Origin of the sequence: Shewanella sp. WE21, from assembly GCF_002966515.1 — a bacterium.
GTDB lineage: Bacteria > Pseudomonadota > Gammaproteobacteria > Enterobacterales > Shewanellaceae > Shewanella > Shewanella oncorhynchi.
On the sequence record NZ_CP023019.1, the window covers coordinates 1,815,037 to 1,836,542 of the forward strand.

Consider the following 21,506-nt stretch of genomic DNA (forward strand, 5'->3'; position numbering starts at 1 on the left):
GAGAGAATAATATGTCAGAGAATAGTTACGATTCTTCGAGTATTAAGGTCCTTAAGGGCCTTGATGCAGTACGTAAGAGACCTGGGATGTATATTGGTGACACCGACGACGGTACGGGTCTACATCATATGGTGTTCGAAGTAGTCGATAACTCTATCGATGAAGCCTTAGCCGGCCACTGTAGCGATATTACGATTACTATCCATGTAGATGGTTCGGTTTCTGTTAAGGATGACGGCCGTGGTATTCCGGTCTCTATCCATGAGGAAGAAGGCGTATCGGCGGCAGAAGTTATTATGACGGTATTGCATGCCGGCGGTAAGTTCGACGATAACTCCTATAAAGTGTCTGGCGGTCTCCACGGCGTGGGTGTATCGGTTGTAAACGCTTTATCTAAAAAGCTGCAAATGACCATTCGTCGTGCTGGCAAAGTATACGAGCAGTTTTATACTCACGGTGTGCCTGATGCGCCGATCAAAGAGATTGGTGATGCAACCAAAACCGGTACTGAAATCCGTTTTTGGCCAAGTGAAGATACCTTCAGCGATGTTGAGTTTCACTTTGAAATTCTGGCAAAGCGTGTGCGTGAACTGTCTTTCCTTAACTCAGGCGTGGGTATTCGTCTGGTTGATGAACGCGACAATAAAAATGAATTTTTCAAATACGAAGGCGGGATTAGCGCATTCGTCGATTACCTGAACCGTAATAAAACGCCAGTCAACAAAGATGTATTCCACTTTATGCAAGAACGTGAAGATGGCATTACCGTTGAAGTGGCTATGCAGTGGAATGACGGTTATCAGGAAAATATTTTCTGTTTTACCAACAACATCCCACAGCGTGATGGTGGTACTCACTTAGTCGGTTTCCGTAGTGCGTTGACACGTAACCTCAACAGCTACATGGAAAACGAAGGCTATAACAAGAAAGGCAAAACCAGCGCGACTGGCGACGATGCCCGCGAAGGCTTGACTGCCGTTATCTCTGTTAAAGTGCCAGATCCAAAGTTCAGCTCGCAAACCAAAGACAAACTGGTTTCTAGTGAAGTGAAAACCGCGGTTGAACAAACCATGGGTGAGAAGCTGAACGATTATCTGCTGGAAAACCCAGCTGACGCGAAGTTGATCGTCGGTAAGATTGTCGATGCTGCCCGTGCCCGTGAAGCGGCGCGTAAAGCTCGTGAAATGACCCGTCGTAAAGGCGCACTCGATTTAGGTGGTTTGCCAGGTAAGCTGGCCGATTGCCAAGAAAAAGATCCTGGTCTTTCAGAAATTTACATAGTGGAAGGTGACTCTGCTGGCGGTAGTGCTAAGCAGGGACGTAACCGTAAGAACCAAGCGATTTTGCCACTGAAAGGTAAAATTCTAAACGTTGAGAAGGCCCGCTTCGATAAGATGTTGTCTTCTCAAGAAGTGGCCACACTGATCACGGCACTTGGCTGTGGTATTGGTCGCGACGAATATAACCCAGATAAAACCCGTTATCACAACATCATCATCATGACGGATGCTGACGTCGACGGCTCGCACATTCGTACTTTGCTGTTGACCTTCTTCTTCCGTCAAATGCCTGAATTGATTGAACGTGGTTATGTGTATATTGCTCAACCGCCTTTATTTAAAGTGAAAAAGGGCAAGCAAGAACAGTATTTGAAAGATGAGCCAGCATTGACTCAATACCTCACGACTCAAGCATTGGATGGCACTGTTGTGTATCCAACGCAAGGTGCGATTGGTATGTCAGGTGAGCCGTTAGAGCGTTTAGTGACTCAGTATCGTGAAGTGGAAGCCATTGTTGCCCGTTTAGAGCAGCGCTATCCAACGCACATTACTAACCGTATGCTTTACCACCCAATGATCACCAACGATATGTTGGCCGATGAAGGCAAGATGAAAGAGTGGATCGATGCCTTTATCCATGAGCTGGTGGAAATGGAAAACAGCGGTGTACTGTATTCTGCTGAGCCGATTCTCGATCCTGAGCGTAAAGTGTATCTGCCTAAGATCACCATTCGTAAGCACGGTATCGATACTAACTATCTGTTTACTTATGACTTCTTCCAATCAAGCGATTATCAACGTATCGGTAAGTTAGGTGCGGCGTTAGATGGCATGATTGAAGAAGGCGGCTATGTACAACGCGGCGATCGTGTTAAAGAAGTCGGCAGCTTCCTCGAAGCGCTAGATTGGACGATTTCTGAAGCCAAACGCGGCTTATACATTCAACGTTATAAAGGATTGGGTGAGATGAACCCTGAGCAATTGTGGGAAACTACAATGGATCCTGAATCACGCCGTATGTTGCAAGTCACGATTGATGATGCTGTGGGTGCCGATCAGTTGTTCACTTGTTTGATGGGTGATCAAGTTGAACCTCGTCGTGAGTTCATCGAAGCGAACGCATTGAACGTGGCTAACTTAGACGTGTAATGCGTGTTAAGTGACACGCGTTAGTACTTGAATGATTAAGGGAAAGCCAAGGCTTTCCCTTTTTTATCTCTATGATTTATCTCTTTATCGATCAATACCCGCTTCATCCGCTGCAACAATTTCAGTCTCTGCTTTAGCCGCATTAATCCACGCCTGCATTTCCGGACAGCTGATCACATGCTGCATATAGGCACGGCTTGCCTGCGAGACTTCAATATCGTAGGTAAGAAAACGCATAACCACAGGGGCAAACATCATGTCGGCAATCGACCATTGGCCAAATAACCAAGTACCTTCCGCATGTGATGGGGCAAACTCGGCCATTTGTGCTGACCAAATCGCATCGATGCGCTCAATGTCTTTGCGGACCGCATCAGTGAGCTCAACATAGCGCCTCGCGCGTATGTTCATTGGTAGAGCGTTACGCACGGCATTAAAGCCTGAATGCATTTCACTGGCAATCGATCTGGCCTTGGCTTTTTGTTTAGGATCTTGCGGCCATGCGCTACCTGCAAGATAGGTGTCGTTGAGATATTCGCAAATCGAAAGTGAATCCCATACCGTAATGTCACCATCGACTAATGTCGGTACTTTTAAAGTCGGCGAAATGGCTTTGAGTTGCTGATAGAAGCTGTCGGTATCGAGTTGCAGTAATACTTCGTTGAACTGCACGCCAGATTTTGCGGCCATAAACCAAGCCCGCAGTGACCAGCTAGAGTAGTTTTTATTGCCAATATAAAGATCCATTGTTTGTCCTTGAGTGAAATGCCGAGTGTTTCTGCAAAGCTACTATATGGACTCATTTCACCTATGACTAATGGATATTTTACCCTTTCTACATCCGCTAATACGCGTCATTTCTCTTGAGCTTACGAGTCACTTTTATTGAATTTAAACGACCCACAGCATTGAGATAATTTAACCATATCTTAATTACTTTGCTCGATGGATTCTGTCGAGATAAAGGCTAATTGGCGAGATAAATGGATGTGGCAGCGAGTGATTTACCCCGTAAGTGCACTGATTTTTATGCTATCGGCGGTGGCAAACGCCGATGAGGCAAATAAGTTATTGAATATGTGTAAGGCCTGTCATGGCGAGTCCGGTGTGAGTCGTTTTGAGCATATTCCTAATATCGGATGGCAAAACTCAGAATACCTATTGAAGCAACTGCGAGCCTTTAAGGCGGGGGATCGCCAAGATCCCACTATGACTAAAGTCGCCCAACTCTTGACTGAGGCTGATATGCAGCTGATGGCGGATTACTTTTACCTCGGAAAGGATAAATAACATGGATCTTAATCGTCGGGTTTTTATTAAAGGTGCGGTAGCGACGTCTGTGTTATCAGCTTTACCCGTTAAGTGGGTATTTGCCGATCAGCTTCCCGCAGCCGTCACTCCTCTGGATATATCAGCATTAACTTGGACTAAGGCAGAGGACTTACCGAGTTATTTCAAAGTGTTAAACACTCATCCACTGAATGCGTTTCCGCCGGAGCATAAGCTCGCTCCTGCTGTGACGCCTGCCGATGCATCGTTTATCCGTTGGAATGGCATAGTGCCCGATTTTAAGGCGTTAGATGCTAAAACTTGGACTTTTCAAGTGGATGGTGAGTCTGTAATCACCCCAAAAACCTACACAATTGATGAACTTAAGCGTCGCTTTAAGCATTACACATTGCAGTTGCTGATTGAATGTGGCGGTAATAGTCGCTCTGGCTTTTTTCCTAGTACTAAGGGTAATCAGTGGAATAATGCCGGCGTATTTTGCTCCGAGTGGACAGGTGTCTTAGTGAGTGATGTGCTTAAGGATTGCGGTATTAAATCTGATGCTGTTTACACAGGCCATCACGGTGTTGATCGGCATTTGAGCGGCAAAGGTGAGGCTATTTCACGCGGCGTACCAATAAAGGCGGCGCTCGAAGAGCTTGGGCTTATTGCATGGTCGATGAACGGTGAGGACATTCCGTATTTACATGGATATCCCTTACGTATTGTGTTTGGTGGACGGCCAGGCTCCGTTTCGCAAAAAGCGGCGACGGGGATCAGTGTGCGTAATAAAGTCCATGATGGACATAAAATGGAAGCACCAGCGTATCAACTCCCTAAATATCCTATAGCGCCAGGTGAGTCCGTTGATGATAAAGACTATAAAATCATTGAAGAAATGATAGTGAAGTCATTGATCACTCAACCCCAATCTGGAACCGAATTAGCTGTGGGTCAAAAGATGACTATCGCAGGCCATGCTTGGGCGGGATTGCGGGAAGTAGTTAAGGTGGAAGTAAGCTACGATTATGGCACCCGTTGGTTTGCCGCTGAATTAGAAAAACCTAAAAACATAACAGCATGGCAGCAATGGAAGATTGAATTGCAATTACCGTCGCAGGGCTATTATGAAATCTGGGCCAAAGCAACCGATAGTGAAGGTGATAGTCAGCCTGTCGTACAACCGCAATGGAATCCTAAGGGATATATGTTTAACGGCTGCCACCGTATTGCCGTTAGGGTGGTGTGATGAAATCACATATCAATAAACTGATATTGCTTGGGTTAGTGGCATCCAGTATTTCGCTAGCTGCTGAGTATCCAGTGGACCCTAAATCGGGTTTGATCATGGCTCCTGGCTGGGAGTTAGTGAACTATCAATGTAATGCTTGCCATACCAGTATGATAGTCGTGCAAAACCACGGTGATAAAGCCTTTTGGAAAGAGACTTTGCAGTGGATGATAGACACTCAGGGTTTATGGGACTTGTCGGATACTTGGGAGCCCACCTTGAGTTATCTAAGCACTCATTATGGGCAGGCTGAAATGGATATGACGATCTTCAGACGTCTACCTTTAGAACCGAGCCTGCAGCCTGTGCTAGTTAAACCTTTCCCTAAGGAGCCAAAATGAAAGTGATTATCATAAGTTTGATTGCACTATGTGGCTTATCCACAGAGGTTAATGGAGAGGTTTATCAAGCAGATATAGAGCGAGGTCAGGCATTGGCTACAGCACAGTGTGAGTCATGCCATGGCAATGCGGTGATCGCTATGGCCAAGCAATTCCCAAACTTAAAGGGACAAAAATTAGCTTATCTTAATAAACAGCTCGTCGATTTTAAAACCGGTTTACGACTCGATCCTTTGATGCAATCACAAGTCAGCGCGTTAAGTTCTGAGCAATTACAAGATGTGGCGCTGTTTTATAGCCAGCAAGTTACACCGAACCTAAGTGCGAATTAGCGCGAGTATAGTGTGTTATTTGAATTAAACCGATATGGGCTTTAGTAGGGATACGGGGCGATATTTTGTAGATTTGATTATGCAGTGGTTCGTTAACCTAGGCTACGTTGTAGTCGGTAGAAGTAGTCATGCCATTCCGCTTGCGCCGTTGCCGCTTGTTCATCGTCAACCAATTCGAATTTAACTGTCTGCCCTGGGCGAGTTTGCGCGAGTTTCCACAGATCGGCTTCAATAATCACGGCGATTTGAGGATGATTGCTGGTGGTCTTAGCATCGGCAAGTAACACTAAAGGTTGCCCCGAAGCTGACACTTGAATGACTCCGGGCTTGACTGTATGGGATTGAACGGGAAATGATTTTGCTAAGGTCAATATTTCCCCGTTGAGTATTGCACTTGCACGATTGCTTTCTGCCGAAAGTTGCCACTGTGTTTGCCAAAATGTTTGCTGAGATTTCAACGAGAAGGCTTGGGTGTGCTTTGTTGCGAGTGCGCGAATATGCCCATTCCAACTTTTTTGAATTGCGCCAACTTGTCTTCTTAGTGGATGTGCGGAACCTAAGGTCAGGTTATCGCCAGCTTCTAATGCGCGACCATGAAATCCACCGATACCTGAGGTTAAATCAGTTGCAGCAGAATCCATCACTAACGGCACTTTAACGCCGCCATCAATCGCAACATAGGCACGCATGCCTTTATTTCCCCCTCTAAGACTGAGTTTTTGTCCTGCCTTAATTGAGTAACGCCAGCCGCAAACTATGGGTTTATTGTCTATGCGGGCATCGAAATCGGCACCCGTTAAGGCAATCCAAGCATCACGTTTAAACAAAAAAATCGATTGTCCGAAGGTTAATTCCAGTACGGGTGTATTGTCTGGATTTGAGAGTAGGCGGTTTGCTAAACACAGTGCAGGTCTATCTAAGGCACCAGCTTGGGTTACGCCTAAATGTCGATATCCCATGCGTCCGATATCTTGAACTGTGGTTAGTGCACCCGCTTTTATTACCTCGATCATCAAATTTTCCGTTGTTAGCTCGCGAGTAGATTGTTAATCCCTTAAAGGGAGACAAAATACGTATCCCTTTATAAATGGTAGGCATATTGTCAGTTAAATGATGCTGAAATGTAAGTTTTTTGAGGTTTCAACTTGTAACCAAGATTGTCTTTGTAAAAGCAGTAATGGTGGGATAGAAGAAGTCCGAAATGAATTGAATATGTTACACTTAAGCTAAGTATTAGCCTGTCTACAATGTCTTAATACATGGCTTGAGCTGATCAAAATGGATTTATGATGGGCAATATTTAACTGACTTTTTAACAATTATTTATAATGACAGGTTGATGCTTCTTGATTAAATCACTTTTTAATAAACTCTTTAATATTCGCGATACGGCGACCGTTGAGAGACCCAAAAGTTTTTCAACGACGGACTTAGGTAAGTCGCTTGAAACTGCGCGAAAGCCAGCTAAACCTCTCGAAGACATTAGCGTGGTATCTGTCGATTTATCTGCACTCTTTTATAGTTTGTTATTTCCGACACGGGTTAAGGACACTGGCGGTGTAGCGAATAATCTTGAACGTAGAGTCATGGCTGAGATAGAGCAGGCCTTAGCGTCGCCACAAGTCATCGCCGAAAAAGTGTTAAAGCTGCCGTCAAAGGTATTGGAGTTAGATCGTAAATTGTCCGACCCACAATTTGATATTAAGGATCTATTAGCGCTTATCGAGCGAGATCCTTTATTGAGTGTGGAGGTGCTTAAGCTGTGTAATTCTCCCGCGTTTAAACGTAGCGATAGGGATATCACCAGTTTACAGCAGGCTTTGGTACAGCTTGGCCGCGAACAGTTGAGAAAATTTGTCACCACTTGTTTAGTGCGTGAAATGTTGGATATCAAACCAATCTATTTTCGTCGTTTTGGGGCTGAAATTTGGCGCCATTCGATGCAGGTTGCTTTTCTTGCCAGTGAGTTAAGCGATGAAGATCAAGATACGGCTTTTTTATTGGGCCTATTACACGATGTCGGCAAGTTAGCCATTTTTAAAATGCTCCTTGATACATTTGTACAGGCAGAGCCGGGAGAACAGCCTAATTCTGGATTATTTAGACAAGTGATGACGACGAAATCGTTAACCTTGAGTTCATTGCTTGCTAAGCATTGGCAGTTACCCAATACCTTTGAAACAGAATTAGACAAGCTCGCCAGTGTGAACTCGCGCCCGCAAGCGGGGCTCGCCGCTGTGGTATGGCGGGCGAATGTGATTAGCGAGATTTCTATGCTGCATCAAGCAGGGCAATTATCCCCTGAGATACTGGCGAATTTACTGCAGCAAGTTAACTTAGATCAAACTCAATTTGATAGCTTACATCAAAAACTGCTGCAGTTCTGATTGGGCAATTTAATACGTTTGGTATAAGAAATCAGGACAATAAAAAACGCGCTATTGAGCGCGTTTTTTTATAAAGCGATAATTTAAAAAACCTTAGTATCGTTATTGCAGTAGTGATATATCCGCTACGTGCAGGAACTGCTCGCGTAGATTATTCAACAATGCTAAACGATTGTTTTTCAAAGCTTCATCATCCGCCATAACCATTACATCTTCGAAGAACTGATCCACGCTTTCACGTAGGGCAGCTAACAAAGTTAAGGCCTGTTGGTAATCTGCATTGGCAAACAAAGGTGCCAACTGTGGTTGCAGCTCGTTCAACTTGGCCGCTAATGCTTGCTCTGCGGCTTCGGTCAACAAACTTGCATTGATCGTTGTCGGTAAAGCGCCTTCAACCTTAGCCAGAATGTTAGATACACGTTTGTTCGCTGCTGCAAGTGCGCCAGAAGCTTCTAGGCTTCTAAAGTGTGATACCGCATTGATACGACTATCAAAATCAGCTGGGCGTGTTGGGCGACGTGCTAGCACAGCTAAGATCACATCAACACCAATACCTTTATCTTGATACCAAGCGCGGAAACGAGCCATTAAGAATTCAAGTACTTCCTCTGCAGCGTTTGCGTTGCTTAAGTTAGTACCATGGAGTTCCTGAGCTTTAGCTATCAGCGTTACTAAATCCAGTGGCAGTTTGTTCTCAACGATAATACGCAGCACGCCAATGGCTGCGCGGCGTAGGGCAAAGGGATCGGCTGCGCCTTTAGGTGCTTGGCCAATACCAAAGATGCCGACTAAGGTGTCGAGCTTGTCTGCTAATGCAACAGCGCAAGATACACCGGCACTAGGCACTGTATCGCCAGAGAACTTAGGCTTGTATTGCTCTTCCATTGCAACTGCAACGGCTTCGGTTTCACCATCGAGGCGGGCGTAGTGCATGCCCATAGTGCCTTGAGTGTCGGTAAACTCCATCACCATATTGGTCATCAAATCGGTTTTAGATAACAAACCTGCACGGGCTGCATCAACCGCATTCGCGCCAGTTTGTCCGGCAATAAAGGCGGCTAGGGCAGAAATACGATTCACTTTGTCTTTTAAGGTGCCGAGCTGTTGTTGGAACAGGACGGTTTCTAGGCTAGGTAAACGTGATTCCAACGTGTGTTTTTTATCGGTATTAAAAAAGAACTCGGCGTCGGCAAGACGTGGACGAACGACTTTCTCGTTACCTGAGATAATTTGCGCGGGATCTTTAGATTCGATATTGGCCACAAAGATAAAGTTTGGCAGTAACTTGCCTGCATCATCAAAGACTGGGAAGTATTTTTGGTCGCCTTTCATGGTATAGACCAAAGCTTCAGACGGTACACTTAAGAATTTTTCTTCGAAGCTAGCGGTCAATACCACAGGCCATTCAACCAAAGAGGTGACCTCTTCAAGCAGGCTATCTTCGATATCGGCTGTGCCACCAATCTTAGCTGCGGCTTTTTCGGCATCGGCTTTGATTAACGCTTTACGACTTTCGTAATCGGCGATGACTTTGCCTTTTTCTTTTAGGTCGGCAAGGTAGTGATCAGCATGGGCTAATTCAAACTGCTTGAGTCCCATAAAACGGTGACCGCGAACAGTGCGTGCCGATTTGATACCCAGCAATTCACCTTCAATCAACTCACTGCCTAACAACATAGTCGCGGTGTGCACAGGGCGAATAAATTGGGTTTTATTATTGCCCCAGCGCATTGGCTTAGGAATGGGCAATTTATCGAGTGCACGTTGAGCCATAGCAGCGATCAAACTTTTGGTTTCGACGCCTTCAACTTTGGCGTTATGGACTAACCATTCGCCTTTATCTGTAACTAAACGTTCGGCTTGTTCAACAGTAATACCATTACCACGTGCCCAACCTTCAGCGGCTTTCGTCGGTTTGCCTTCAGCATCGAATGCTGAACTTACGGCTGGACCGCGTTTTTCAACGACTTTGTCAGCTTGCGCAAGGGCCAGTTCAGTGACGTTAATAGCCAGACGACGTGGCGCTGCGTACCAAACGGCTGAGCTGAACGCTAAATCGGCTTTGGTGAGTTCTTCAGTAAAGTTAGCTAAAAAGGATTCAGCCAGTTTACGCAGTGACTTAGGTGGTAACTCTTCCGTACCTAACTCTATGAGTAAGTTTTCAAAATTCATGTTTTTACCTCTACTTACACATTGGGAAGCCAAGCGCTTCGCGTGCCTGATAATAAGATTCAGCGACCGCTTTCGCCATAGTACGAACGCGTAAGATGTAGCGCTGGCGCTCGGTAACTGAAATGGCATGGCGGGCATCGAGCAGGTTGAAGGCGTGTGAGGCTTTCATCACTTGCTCGTAGGCGGGCAGAGGTAAAGGTTTTTCTAGCGACAATAAATGCTGACACATTTTTTCGCACTGATCGAACAGGGTGAACATAAAGTCCACATCGGCGTGCTCGAAGTTATAGGTCGATTGCTCGACTTCGTTTTGATGGAACACATCGCCATAGGTGATTAGGCCTAGTGGACCATCGGTCCATACGAGATCATAAACGCTATCAACGCCTTGGATATACATGGCCAGACGCTCTAGGCCATAGGTGATTTCACCTGTGACAGGGCTGCATTCGATGCCGCCGACCTGTTGGAAGTAAGTAAACTGAGTCACTTCCATACCATTAAGCCAGACTTCCCAGCCTAAGCCCCAAGCACCTAGTGTTGGTGATTCCCAGTTATCTTCCACAAAGCGGATATCGTGGATTTGAGTATCAATACCCAGTGCTTGCAGTGAGCCTAAATACAGCTCCTGAATATTGTCAGGTGAAGGTTTTAACACGACTTGGAACTGGTAGTAGTGCTGCAGGCGGTTAGGATTTTCACCGTAACGACCATCCGTAGGGCGGCGCGATGGCTGCACATAGGCACTGCTCATAGGTTCAGGCCCTAAAGAACGTAGGAAAGTTTGTGGGTGGAATGTACCCGCGCCGACTTCCATATCTAAAGGTTGAACAATTGCACAGCCTTGCTGTGCCCAATATTCCTGCAGGGTGAGAATGAAACCCTGAAATGTTTTTACGTCGTGTTTTGTCGTCATGTCTACTTGTCTACTGCCGTCAGCCTGAATAGAAAATGGGTTCGATTATACCTTGTAGATATCTGCTTATGTAGGTTATTTTTTACCTTCTTAATTAAAACAATAAGGTTATATACCATGGAAGAGATCCGCTGTGGCTGGGTAAGTGATGATCCCTTGTATCGTGAGTATCACGACAAAGTGTGGGGGCGACCTGTTTATGATCCAAAGGAGCTGTTTGCTAAGTTGTGTTTAGATGGTCAACAGGCCGGATTATCTTGGATAACTATCCTGAAGAAGCAACAAAACTATGAACAGGCCTTTGCTAATTTTGAACCTGAGATTATTGCGACTTTCGATGAGGCGAAGGTAGAGGAGCTCATGTTGAATCCCGCTATAGTGCGCAATCGCTTGAAGGTGAACTCTATCATCAAGAATGCTAAAGGTTATTTAGCCTATACTGCCGATGGGAAGGATTTCTCTGCATTTTTATGGAGCTTTGTGGGCGGAAAACCCATAGTTAATCAGATTACGGCAATGTCGCAGGTTCCTGCACAAACACCAGAATCTGAAGCCATGTCAAAAGCGTTGAAGAAACTCGGATTCAATTTTGTCGGCCCAACCATTTGTTATGCCTTTATGCAGGCGGTGGGTATGGTGAACGATCACCTTGTCGAGTGTATTGCTTATCAGGCCTGTGTCGATTCTTGTGCCGGACTGCATAACCACGAGTAACATTAATCGCAGAGCTTGCCTATGTTGAAGTAGGGGTTGGGACTTGTCGTGGTATTAGAAGCCTAGCGATAAAAAAGCATGTTCCACGTGGAACATGCTTTTTGTTATTCGCAGGAGTTAGTCATCCCTCTTATAAAGTCTAAATGGCCTTATAGAAAAGCGACAATTTCATTTTGCCTTGAGGTCGAACTTAGATTTTCTCAAAGAAAAACGGCTTACGCTGTTCTTTATCCCCATTAAGTTCATTCATAGTCTCTGCATCAAATAACTTACCATTGACCATAGTATGAGTGACTCTGTCGGTGACTCGAATGTCGGCTAATGGATCACCATCAATAACGATCAAGTCTGCGAGCTTACCTTCTTTGATAGAACCTAGTTGCTGCTCCATGCCAAAGGTCGTCGCTGGATTAATGGTGGCCGTTTTCAACACTTCCATATTGCTCATGCCGCCTTGGGCAAACATCCACATTTCCCAATGTGCCGCTAAACCTTCACGCTGACCGTGGGCGCCAATATTTGGGTGAACCCCTAACTTATTGAGCTCGTTAGCAACCTTAGCAACATTGAAATGATTGTAGTGGCTCTCTGGAGCATGGGGGCGTCGCATTGATCTTGCTTGCAAAATATCGGCTGGCACATACATGGATAGGCGTGGATGGGCCCACACATCGGTTTTATCATACCAGTAGTTTTCACCAGAAATACCACCATAGGCGACCACTAAGGTTGGCGTGTAACCAACTTGAGTCTGGCTCCAAAACTGTTTGATATCGTTATAGATTGAACCAACGGGGAGTGAGTGCTCAATCGTAGTATGTCCATCGGCGACCATGCTTAAATTATGTTGCAGCAAGCTACCACCTTCAGGCACGACCATCATTTCGAGTTCACGTGCTGCAGCTATGACTTGCTGCCTCTGATTGCGGCGCGGTTGGTTATAGCTTTTTACGCTAAACGCCCCGACTTTTTTCAGGCGTTCAAGATGAAACTTGGCATCATCTAGTGAGTCTATGTGCGATGTGTAGCCAGGCGCATTTGCGCCATAGAGTATGGTGCCGGTGGAGAATATTCGTGGGCCAACAATATTGCCTGCTTTTTGTTGCTCAGATGCGGCAAAGATTTCTGTGGTGTCATTCGAGGGATCGTGAATCGTGGTGACACCCAAGGATAAACCGGAATACAGCGCCCAGTTCTGTTGTGGCACAATTTCATCATCTGCTTGCGGTCCATGGGCGTGGGCATCGAATAGTCCTGGCATAATGGATTTGCCTTTGATGTCGATGATCTGCGCATCCTTAGGAATCGCAACATTGGCATCACCTACGGCGACAATATGATTGTCTTTGACTATGACCACACCATTATCAATCACCTGGTCATTTTCCATCGTAATCACTTTACCGCCGACGAAGGCGATTGTTCCACGTGGAACATCGGCCTTTTCGGTAAAGCCTAAATCGACAATGCTTGGTTGTGCCTTTTCATCTTTATCGCGATATTGAGTGTCAACCTTGGCTTGGTACAGCTCGGGGCCAAGCGTCCAATAGAGTTGGTCGCTTTTACTGTTCCAACTGATATTTTCGCCCGCACGTGCACTCAATTGGCTTACAGGTAGATTGCTGGCATTGGGGCCAATCTCAACTGTCTCGCCGTGTTTAGCAAAAGGTGTTACCCAAACTTTAAAGCGTTCAGCAAAGGCGAGTTGCTCACCATCGGGTGAAACCCTAAATTCAGTTGCATGTTTGCTGCTGTAATGAACCCGTTTATCGAAGCCGTCTAAGTTGATGGATGATAACTGCGGCGTTTCATCTTCGCTGCTATTCATAAAAAAGACGCGATCGGCATTGGCACCGAATTGAGCTTGATAACCATCGGCACTGATCCTGCTATTTTGTTTACCTTTGATATCGACTTTATATAGCCCGGGTTCCTGCGACCAAGTTCTTGGAGTGAGGTTACCGCCTTGAGTTTTATGATACACAACAAGTTCACCATTGGGTGAAAAGGTGGGTTCGAGATACTTTCCTGGCTCAGATGTTAGCTGCTTAGGTTTGCCACCTTTGGCGCTAATCACTTGTACTGTGCCTTGGTCTTGGTCATTCCAAGTGGTGAAAACAATATTTTTACCATCGCGCGACCACTGTGGATAAAGCTCCGCGATATTTTTATCGAACTCAGTTAAGCGTGACATTCTGCCGTCGGGTAAGGATTTTAACCAAATCTTACCCAGTGCTTCGAAGGCGACTTTGCTACCATCCGGTGAGACTTGCGCCATACGTAGCATTTTTACATCGAAAACGTCTTTATCGATATCTTGCTTAAAGCGCACTGAGGGCTGTACGGCTAACTCAGTTTTTACACTAAAGGGGATATCTGTGAGTGTTTTATTGGCAACATGCAGGCGGTTAATTTTTCCTTTAGCCCAGAAGAAAATATCCTTGTTATCCTGAGTCCACGCCATTGTCGGGTAGACGCCATGAATCGCCCAAGTCTCTTGCATATCACGGTCTAGTTCGCCAAACAGTTTAGTCGTCTCTCCCGACTTAAGGTCGAGTAGGTAGAGTGATGACTGAAAATCATCGCGCTTAATATAGGCGAGCTTAGTGCCGTCTGGGCTCGGCGTTGGCCGAATTGCACCACCCGTGCCTTCAATTAATACTTCAATCTCACCAGTTTGAGTATCGTAGCGTTTTATTTTGTAGATACCGTTGACCGAATCCTTTGAGTAATGGAATGTTTTACCCGGCGTGTCATCTTGGCTAAAGTAGATATAGCGACCATCAGGTGAATACGCGGGTTCACCTAAATCTTTCTCATCATTAGGACGCTCGGTCAATTTAACGCCTTCACCACCCGCAACGTGGTATAGCCACACTTCGCCCGCACCCAAACTACGACTGGCGGTAAAGTGCTTACGGGCAACCAGATACTGGGAGTCTGGGCTCCAAGCTGGACTGTTTAGCAGCCTGAAGGTTTCTTGGGTAACTGTTCTTGGGTTTTTACCATCAGCATCCATAATCCAAATGTTATCACCACCATCACCATCGGACGTAAAAGCAATGTGCTTGCCATCAGGGCTATAGACGGGCTGCATCTGCCAAGCTATGCCTTGGACTAATGGCTTAGCTTCACCGCCTGTTACTGGAATTTGGTAGATGTCACCGAGTAAGTCGAAGACGATATGCTTACCATCTGGGCTGACACTTAAGTTCATCCAAGTGCCTTCATTAACATCAACTTTGACTTGCACTAAGGGAGCATTCGCTGGAGCGTTAACATTCCAAGTCGATTCTTTCGTTTCTGTGGCGTTAACTGCGAGGGTATTCATCCCAAGAGTGAGGGCAATATAAAGCGGGGTAAGTTTAGAGTTCAACATGTCACTTCCTGTTATCGTTCTTATGGGCTACATGAGCGGTATTAATACAAGATAAAGTTTTGTTAATACTTGGTGTAGTTATCGCATAAATAGATAGGAAGGAAAACGTAAATACTGTTTCAATTGATGTTCGAGCTAGAAAGCTGATATTTATATTAGGATTGGGACAACAGAAATAGAACCAAGTTATTTGGTTCTATTTATAGAGGAATATGGATAACTAGCTGAGATAGGTGATTGGATTAGCGAGGAAAGAAAATTGCTATTTCATCACCTAGGTGGATCATGGCATCATTTAATACCCTGCATGTTACACCTCCTCGCCAATCTGGGGTGAGTGCGGCTTCTAAACCGACATGTGCAATTTCCATTTTTTTACAGGGATCGGTCTCACCTGTAATTTCAAGTAGTAACTCACCAATTTGTAAATGTTTACCAACATCTGCACTGCTAAATACCAGACCATCAACGAGCAGATTTGCTCTGCGAGTCGTCCAAGGCAATTCTGCCTCGATAGCACGACAGGCTTGTTGCCATTGTTGTTTGGAAAGCACAGTGACTTGGCGTTTGCCAGGACGACCAAATACATCTTTCTCTACACCATTTAACTGGGTGACATTGGCACAGAGAACCTCATTCATTGGGCCGCGCTTTACAGTTTTATAGGCAATTGCCAGCAGTTTTGGCATAGTTCCTCACATCCTTTTTTAATGATTAAGTCGCTAAAACGATACGACTTAAAGTCCTTTTTTGATCAAATATTGGTATGGCGTCTGAGCCGTTTCGCTGGCGATAAGGGTGTGATCCATAAACTCACAGAAGCTTGGAATATCGCGTGTCGTTGCAGGGTCATCGGCAATGATCAGCAGTGTCTCGCCTGCAGCCATTTGTCTTACCGTTTTACGCACCATCATTACAGGTTCTGGGCAACGTAAGCCTAGTGCATCGAGCCTATGCTGTGCGGTTGAGAAAGCGTCGTTCATATTACCTCTACTGAACGGTTAAGCAGAATTAGCTAATGTTACTCCAGCCCCCATGATAAACCAAGTTGGTGGTCTCAATTTGTGATGTGGTTTGATTGGTGTGCTTTTTGTCGTTACCAAAGCTAGAGATAAAATGTTCCACGTGGAACAAACTTATGGCTGATAGTAATTAACATTACTCAACGGCTTTATCAGCAGCGCTTTGAGATTGAGAGATTGGATGGATAACAGCTGTACTATTCTCTGGTGCTAAATCATTTGCAGCTGCCATAGTTTGTTGCTGCAATTTGGACGCCCGTTTGTAGCTATACATTTTTTGATCGGCTTTATGAATTAAGCTATTGGCTTCTTCATATTCATAGGGGCCAGTATCTGTAATGCCAAAGCTTAAGGAAATATTGTTTAGACTGAGTTTTATTTTTTGATTAAACCGAGTGATGAAATTCTCGCGAGCTTGTTCCTCACGACAGTTAGGCATGATGATACAGAACTCATCTCCACCATATCGAAAACAATGATCTTCAGCACGAGTGGTTTCTTTAATCGCTTTTGCGACAGCACAAAGTACTTCATCACCTGATCTATGGCCTTGAGTGTCATTAAATAATTTAAAATCATCTACATCTAAGTAGATGACACATACAGGCTCGGCGCGTCTTTGGGCAGCTCTGAGTATGCGAGTTGCGGTTTCTTGTAAGTGCCTTACGTTGAGCAAACCTGTTAAGGGATCGGTTTGCGAGAGTTCTTCTAACTGCTGGGTGCGCTCTTTGACTTTGCTTTCCATGCTTTGGGCATATTTCTCGGCCTTATCTTTAGCGTTCTCAATCTCGGAGACTAAACTGCGAATATAAGTATCGAATACTAGTGTGACATCAAACAGCACGAGTTTATCAATTGCGGCTCGAATACGTTCGGCTTGACGTACATCTTGTACTGAGCCGTTGATCACTGCATAGATCAACTCCTTGAGTGTGTGTACCGCAGACAGGTAAAGTTTGGGCTCAACACCAATGCGTTTATGGACTAAACCAATCCGTAGGCGATTGTTTACGTACTCAAGATCATAAACACCATTAAATAAATCAAGCACATATCTTCTCTGTGCGGTACGCAGGCGGGCAAGGGTGTCTGAGTCTCCAATCAAGAGCGCAATTTCTGACACACTGGTTTGTAAGCCGTAAAAGTCATCGACGATTTTATCGATGTTTTCTTCGATGATAGGCTTAAAGGATTGCAGGGCCTTTACATCTCCCCCAGTAAAAGAGAAGAGCGCTTTACGAGACTCGATCTCCAGCTCAGTGATCCGCATTTGTTCGAAAAGGGTCTGTTCCGTTTGTAGCATCAGGCATTCCTCTGGTAAAACAACGAATTGCATCCTTGCACTACACTGCCTAGATTTGGCTGATGATTGCTTGCCTGTTGTCGTCCACAATAGCCAGTAATGCCCTTGTAGTTAAGTCGATAACGGACTGATTTTCAAATGAACAGCAGAAGAAATGAGAAATATTAATATTTACGATGGCAGAATATTTGGCATAAAAAAAACCGGAACAAGTTCCGGCTTTGATAATTATTCGATTAACGAATTAAACACGTTCGAACACGGTGGCGATACCTTGGCCTAAACCAATACACATGGTCGCTAAACCTAAGGTCGCGTCTTTGTCTTCCATCAAGTTGATCAGCGTCGTAGAGATACGCGCACCTGAACAACCCAGTGGGTGACCTAATGCAATCGCACCGCCGTTGAGGTTGATTTTGTCGTCAACCACATCCGCTAAGCCTAAATCTTTTACACAAGGTAAAGACTGAGCTGCAAACGCTTCGTTCAGTTCAATCACATCTAAATCGGCAACTGTGATACCGGCACGAGCCAGCGCTTTTTGCGTGGCTGGAACAGGGCCGTAACCCATGATAGCCGCATCACAACCCGCAACCGCCATAGAGCGAATACGTGCACGAATTGGTAAGCCAAGTGCGCGCGCTTTAGATTCTTCCATGATCAGCATGGCTGAAGCGCCATCAGACAGTGCAGAAGAAGTACCCGCAGTGACAGTACCGTTTACTGGATCAAATACGGGACGCAGTGCAGCCAAAGATTCCATTGTGGTTTCTGGGCGGATCACTTCGTCTTGCAGTACTTTAATTAAGGCACCGTTAGCATCGTGACCTTCAATGCCATAGATTTCCTTGGCAAAACGGCCTTCAATCGTCGCAGCATAAGCTCGTTGATGAGAACGTACTGCAAAAGCATCTTGCTGCTCACGGGTAATACCGTGCAATTTACCCAGCATTTCAGCCGTTAAACCCATCATGCCAGAGGCTTTTGCCACGTTATTAGCAAGACCTGGGTGGAAGTCGACACCATGGCTCATAGGCACATGGCCCATGTGTTCTACGCCACCAATAATAAAGGTGTCGCCCATGCCTGTCATAATCGCACGCGCCGCTTGATGGATAGCATCCATTGATGAACCACATAGTCGGTTAACCGTCACAGCGCCAGCGGTCTTTGGAATGCCGGCTAATAGTGAAGCATTACGGGCAATGTTGAAGCCTTGCTCTAGGGTTTGTTGCACACAACCCCAAATCACGTCTTCAATTAGGTTTGGGTCGAGTTGCGGATTACGCAGTAACAGACCTTTCATCAATTCGGCAGACAGAGTTTCTGCACGTACATTACGAAATACGCCAGCCTTTGAGCGGCCCATCGGAGTACGGATGCAGTCTACGATAACAGCTTGTTTCATGATTAAATTCCTTTCCCGCTAATTAGGCTTGGTAGTAGCTACCGTTATTGGCTGCTAATGTACGCATCGCATCTGTGACTTGATACAGACCGCCCAAGTGAGCATATTTGTCTGCTAAGGCCACAAAGTTTGCGACACCCATGGTATCCAAATAACGGAACACGCCGCCTCTGAATGGCGGGAAACCTAAGCCATAAACTAGGCCCATATCCGCTTCGGCTGGTGATGCGACAATACCTTCTTCTAAACAGCGCACGGTTTCGATGATCATAGGGATCATAGTACGAGCAATAATGTCATCGGCTTCAAAGACTTTTAATTCGCCAAAGGCAGCTTTCAATAGGCCGTAGCTCGTTGGATCGACATCTTTCTTCGGTTTACCACGGCTATCGACTGAATAGACATAGAAACCTTTGCCATTTTTCTGGCCAAGACGTTTGTTCTCAAACATCACATCAATCGCATCAGTGCCTGATTTACCCATGCGATCAGGGAAACCTTCAGCCATAACGGCTTGGGCGTGATGACCTGTGTCTAAACCCACTACGTCGAGCAGGTAAGCAGGGCCCATTGGCCAACCGAATTGTTTTTCCATTACTTTGTCGATTGCAGCAAAGTCGCCACCTTCGGCAAGTAAGCCGTTAAAGCCTGCAAAGTAAGGGAAGAGTACGCGGTTAACGAAGAAGCCTGGGCAATCGTTTACCACGATTGGGGTTTTGCCCATTTTGCTGGCGTAAGCCACAACAGAGGCGATGGTTTCTTCAGAACTGTGCTCACCACGGATAACTTCTACCAACGGCATTTTGTGCACTGGGTTGAAGAAATGCATACCGCAGAAACGCTCAGGTTTCTTCATGCTCTTAGCGAGCAAGTTGATTGAAATCGTTGAGGTGTTTGACGCGATAATTGCATCTTCACTCACATAGCCTTCAACTTCGGCTAAAACCTGTGCTTTAATTTTTGGATGTTCAACAACGGCTTCAACGACGACATCACTGTGTTTGAGCGCAGCATAATCTAATGAAGGCGTGATGTTGTTCAGCACTTTGGCCATTTTTTCTGGCGTTGAACGACCACGAGCAACTTGGGCAGACAGCAGTTTGGCGGCTTCATTGAGGCCTAAATCTAATGCTGGCTGGGCAATGTCTTTCATGACAATCGGTGTGCCTTTGCTGGCGCTTTGGTAGGCGATACCGCCGCCCATAATGCCAGCACCTAATACGGCAGCGTTTTTCACTTCTTTGGCTAATTTACCCGCTTTTTTCGCTTTGCCTTTAACGAATTGATCATTAAGGAAGATACCGATAAGCGCTTTAGCAACGTCAGTTTTAGCCAGTTTGATAAAGGCTTGATGCTCGATTTGCAGTGCTTCGGTGCGGCCTTTAGTTGATGCTTGCTCAATTACGCTTACTGCGGCCATTGGTGCAGGGTAGTGTTTACCCGCAACCGCAAACACCATGCCTTTGGCTGTGGTGAATGACATCATAGCTTCAAGTTTTGGCAGTGTTAGTGCAGACAGCTTGCGGTTACGACGCGCTTGCCAATCCAACTTTTCAGCAACAGCATCTTTGAGCATTTGAATCGCAGCCGCTTCTAATGCTTCTGGCGCAACCACAGCATCCACAGCACCGACTTTCAGTGCATCTTCAGCGCGTTGGTCGTTACCTGTGGTGATCCATTCAAGTGCGTTATCTGCACCAATCACACGTGGCAGACGAACTGTGCCGCCAAAGCCTGGGATGATGCCGAGTTTAGTTTCAGGTAAACCGATTTTGGCTGTGGTATCTGCGATACGAAAATCCGTTGCCAGAATGGTTTCACAGCCGCCACCTAAGGCAAAGCCTTTGATTGCAGATGCTGTTGGGAAAGGTAAGTCTTCGAGTTTGTTGAAGACAGCGTTGGCTTGTTCAACCCAAGAGAGCAGTACGGCGTCATCTTGTGCGAATAGGCCTAAAAATTCGGTAATGTCGGCACCCACAATAAAGGTATCTTTACTGGAGGTCAGCACTAACGCTTTGATATTGGAATTTTGCTTGATGCTGTCTAATGCGGCATCGAGCGAAGCGAGGGTTTCTCTGTCGAATTTGTTCACCGAACCGGGTGCGTTAAAGCACAGCTTGGCAATATTATCCTCGAGTAACTCAACTTGAATTGTAGGACTTTGGTAGATCATTGCTTGCTTCCTTTTGGCTTAAAAGTGATACCCACCATTATGTGTTGGTGCTAGTACGACTCTCTATCTCACAGCAGCTTCGGCCATCATTTGACCAGTTGTATGCCAGTGTGCTTCGAAATTCGATAAATTACAACACCCAATTTAAACGACTGTTTAATTTCTTGTCGGCTAGAGTGATTTTTCACCTTTGTGATACACTGCACAGAGTGTAGAACACCTAGAGTGCGTTAAATCACTTTGCAGATAAATAGGTCTTTGTGGCTGTTTTCCTTAGACGTTTAAACGCTGCAGCCACGCTAGGGTTGAATAGAATTATTAAAAATAATCATGATGTTATCGCTTTTATGTTCTTTGTTTAGCAGCCATG

At 45.6% G+C, this 21,506-nt stretch carries 17 protein-coding genes; 7 read left to right on the top strand and 10 right to left on the bottom strand.

Annotation, left to right across the window (positions count from 1 at the left end):
• Positions 1-11: 11 nt before the first annotated feature.
• On the top strand, positions 12-2,429 hold the full coding sequence (gene gyrB, locus CKQ84_RS07775; protein ID WP_105250805.1) for a DNA topoisomerase (ATP-hydrolyzing) subunit B: 2,418 nt from the start codon (positions 12-14) through the stop codon (positions 2,427-2,429).
• A gap of 84 nt (positions 2,430-2,513) precedes the next feature.
• On the opposite strand, the gene CKQ84_RS07780 is transcribed toward gyrB, so the two are convergent.
• Positions 2,514-3,176, bottom strand: coding sequence for a glutathione S-transferase family protein (locus CKQ84_RS07780; protein ID WP_105250806.1), 663 nt, complete (start codon positions 3,174-3,176; stop codon positions 2,514-2,516).
• Positions 3,177-3,416: 240 nt separating this feature from the next.
• Between CKQ84_RS07780 and CKQ84_RS07785 the strand changes: the two genes are divergently transcribed.
• The 4 genes from CKQ84_RS07785 to CKQ84_RS07800 are packed head-to-tail and all read left to right on the top strand — an operon-like array spanning position 3,417 to position 5,662.
• Positions 3,417-3,719 carry a cytochrome C gene (locus tag CKQ84_RS07785; RefSeq protein ID WP_105250807.1) on the top strand — a complete coding sequence of 101 codons (303 nt, stop codon included), beginning with the start codon at positions 3,417-3,419 and terminating at the stop codon, positions 3,717-3,719.
• A 1-nt stretch (position 3,720) separates the two neighbouring features.
• A complete protein-coding gene (locus CKQ84_RS07790; RefSeq protein ID WP_105250808.1) occupies positions 3,721-4,947 on the top strand; it encodes a sulfite oxidase in 1,227 nt (408 codons plus the stop codon).
• The gene (locus CKQ84_RS07795; RefSeq protein ID WP_105250809.1) at positions 4,947-5,330 is read left to right on the top strand and encodes a cytochrome C; all 384 of its coding nucleotides are present in this window, start codon (positions 4,947-4,949) and stop codon (positions 5,328-5,330) included. The genes CKQ84_RS07790 and CKQ84_RS07795 overlap by 1 nt, the downstream gene beginning before the upstream one ends.
• The gene (locus tag CKQ84_RS07800; RefSeq protein WP_105250810.1) at positions 5,327-5,662 is read left to right on the top strand and encodes a c-type cytochrome; all 336 of its coding nucleotides are present in this window, start codon (positions 5,327-5,329) and stop codon (positions 5,660-5,662) included. Before CKQ84_RS07795 ends, CKQ84_RS07800 begins: the two co-directional genes overlap by 4 nt.
• A 92-nt stretch (positions 5,663-5,754) precedes the next feature.
• On the opposite strand, the gene CKQ84_RS07805 is transcribed toward CKQ84_RS07800, so the two are convergent.
• Complete coding sequence (locus tag CKQ84_RS07805; protein WP_105250811.1) at positions 5,755-6,675, bottom strand: biotin-dependent carboxyltransferase family protein; 921 nt, start codon at positions 6,673-6,675, stop codon at positions 5,755-5,757.
• 333 nt (positions 6,676-7,008) lie between these two features.
• Between CKQ84_RS07805 and CKQ84_RS07810 the strand changes: the two genes are divergently transcribed.
• The gene (locus CKQ84_RS07810; protein WP_105250812.1) at positions 7,009-8,049 is read left to right on the top strand and encodes an HDOD domain-containing protein; all 1,041 of its coding nucleotides are present in this window, start codon (positions 7,009-7,011) and stop codon (positions 8,047-8,049) included.
• A 102-nt stretch (positions 8,050-8,151) separates the two neighbouring features.
• Here the strand turns inward: CKQ84_RS07810 and glyS are convergent, their stop codons facing one another.
• Positions 8,152-10,221, bottom strand: coding sequence for a glycine--tRNA ligase subunit beta (glyS, locus tag CKQ84_RS07815; protein WP_105250813.1), 2,070 nt, complete (start codon positions 10,219-10,221; stop codon positions 8,152-8,154).
• 10 nt (positions 10,222-10,231) lie between these two features.
• Positions 10,232-11,137, bottom strand: coding sequence for a glycine--tRNA ligase subunit alpha (glyQ, locus tag CKQ84_RS07820; RefSeq protein WP_006084781.1), 906 nt, complete (start codon positions 11,135-11,137; stop codon positions 10,232-10,234).
• A 117-nt stretch (positions 11,138-11,254) separates the two neighbouring features.
• Here glyQ and CKQ84_RS07825 point away from each other — a divergent pair, with 117 nt between their 5' ends.
• Positions 11,255-11,851, top strand: a complete 597-nt coding sequence (locus tag CKQ84_RS07825) for a DNA-3-methyladenine glycosylase I (RefSeq protein WP_105250814.1) — start codon at positions 11,255-11,257, stop codon at positions 11,849-11,851.
• Between the two features lie 190 nt (positions 11,852-12,041).
• Here the strand turns inward: CKQ84_RS07825 and CKQ84_RS07830 are convergent, their stop codons facing one another.
• The 6 genes from CKQ84_RS07830 to fadB all read right to left on the bottom strand — a co-directional run bounded on the left by CKQ84_RS07830 (position 12,042) and on the right by fadB (position 21,136).
• Positions 12,042-15,230 (bottom strand): amidohydrolase family protein, encoded by a 3,189-nt coding sequence (locus tag CKQ84_RS07830; protein ID WP_105250815.1) that lies wholly within the window; start codon positions 15,228-15,230, stop codon positions 12,042-12,044.
• 242 nt (positions 15,231-15,472) lie between these two features.
• Positions 15,473-15,919, bottom strand: a complete 447-nt coding sequence (locus CKQ84_RS07835; RefSeq protein ID WP_105250816.1) for an MOSC domain-containing protein — start codon at positions 15,917-15,919, stop codon at positions 15,473-15,475.
• 48 nt (positions 15,920-15,967) lie between these two features.
• The gene (tusA, locus tag CKQ84_RS07840) at positions 15,968-16,213 is read right to left on the bottom strand and encodes a sulfurtransferase TusA (protein WP_105250817.1); all 246 of its coding nucleotides are present in this window, start codon (positions 16,211-16,213) and stop codon (positions 15,968-15,970) included.
• Positions 16,214-16,388: 175 nt separating this feature from the next.
• On the bottom strand, positions 16,389-17,555 hold the full coding sequence (locus CKQ84_RS07845) for a diguanylate cyclase (RefSeq protein ID WP_105250818.1): 1,167 nt from the start codon (positions 17,553-17,555) through the stop codon (positions 16,389-16,391).
• A gap of 244 nt (positions 17,556-17,799) precedes the next feature.
• Positions 17,800-18,963 (bottom strand): acetyl-CoA C-acyltransferase FadA, encoded by a 1,164-nt coding sequence (fadA, locus tag CKQ84_RS07850; protein ID WP_014609502.1) that lies wholly within the window; start codon positions 18,961-18,963, stop codon positions 17,800-17,802.
• 22 nt (positions 18,964-18,985) lie between these two features.
• Entirely contained in the window at positions 18,986-21,136 is a 2,151-nt protein-coding gene (gene fadB / locus CKQ84_RS07855; RefSeq protein ID WP_105250819.1) for a fatty acid oxidation complex subunit alpha FadB, read from the bottom strand.
• Between the last annotated feature and the right edge of the window lie 370 nt (positions 21,137-21,506).

Excerpts from the sequence above, each read along its gene's own strand:
- CKQ84_RS07790 (WP_105250808.1), top strand. The coding sequence starts at position 3,721 with ATGGATCTTAATCGTCGGGTTTTTATTAAAGGTGCGGTAGCGACGTCT.
- tusA (WP_105250817.1), bottom strand. The coding sequence starts at position 16,213 with ATGAACGACGCTTTCTCAACCGCACAGCATAGGCTCGATGCACTAGGC.
- fadA (WP_014609502.1), bottom strand. The coding sequence starts at position 18,963 with ATGAAACAAGCTGTTATCGTAGACTGCATCCGTACTCCGATGGGCCGC.
- glyS (WP_105250813.1), bottom strand. The coding sequence starts at position 10,221 with ATGAATTTTGAAAACTTACTCATAGAGTTAGGTACGGAAGAGTTACCA.
- CKQ84_RS07795 (WP_105250809.1), top strand. The coding sequence starts at position 4,947 with ATGAAATCACATATCAATAAACTGATATTGCTTGGGTTAGTGGCATCC.
- CKQ84_RS07835 (WP_105250816.1), bottom strand. The coding sequence starts at position 15,919 with ATGCCAAAACTGCTGGCAATTGCCTATAAAACTGTAAAGCGCGGCCCA.
- CKQ84_RS07825 (WP_105250814.1), top strand. The coding sequence starts at position 11,255 with ATGGAAGAGATCCGCTGTGGCTGGGTAAGTGATGATCCCTTGTATCGT.
- CKQ84_RS07845 (WP_105250818.1), bottom strand. The coding sequence starts at position 17,555 with ATGCTACAAACGGAACAGACCCTTTTCGAACAAATGCGGATCACTGAG.
- CKQ84_RS07805 (WP_105250811.1), bottom strand. The coding sequence starts at position 6,675 with ATGATCGAGGTAATAAAAGCGGGTGCACTAACCACAGTTCAAGATATC.
- CKQ84_RS07785 (WP_105250807.1), top strand. The coding sequence starts at position 3,417 with ATGTGGCAGCGAGTGATTTACCCCGTAAGTGCACTGATTTTTATGCTA.
- fadB (WP_105250819.1), bottom strand. The coding sequence starts at position 21,136 with ATGATCTACCAAAGTCCTACAATTCAAGTTGAGTTACTCGAGGATAAT.
- gyrB (WP_105250805.1), top strand. The coding sequence starts at position 12 with ATGTCAGAGAATAGTTACGATTCTTCGAGTATTAAGGTCCTTAAGGGC.
- CKQ84_RS07780 (WP_105250806.1), bottom strand. The coding sequence starts at position 3,176 with ATGGATCTTTATATTGGCAATAAAAACTACTCTAGCTGGTCACTGCGG.
- CKQ84_RS07830 (WP_105250815.1), bottom strand. The coding sequence starts at position 15,230 with ATGTTGAACTCTAAACTTACCCCGCTTTATATTGCCCTCACTCTTGGG.
- glyQ (WP_006084781.1), bottom strand. The coding sequence starts at position 11,137 with ATGACGACAAAACACGACGTAAAAACATTTCAGGGTTTCATTCTCACC.
- CKQ84_RS07800 (WP_105250810.1), top strand. The coding sequence starts at position 5,327 with ATGAAAGTGATTATCATAAGTTTGATTGCACTATGTGGCTTATCCACA.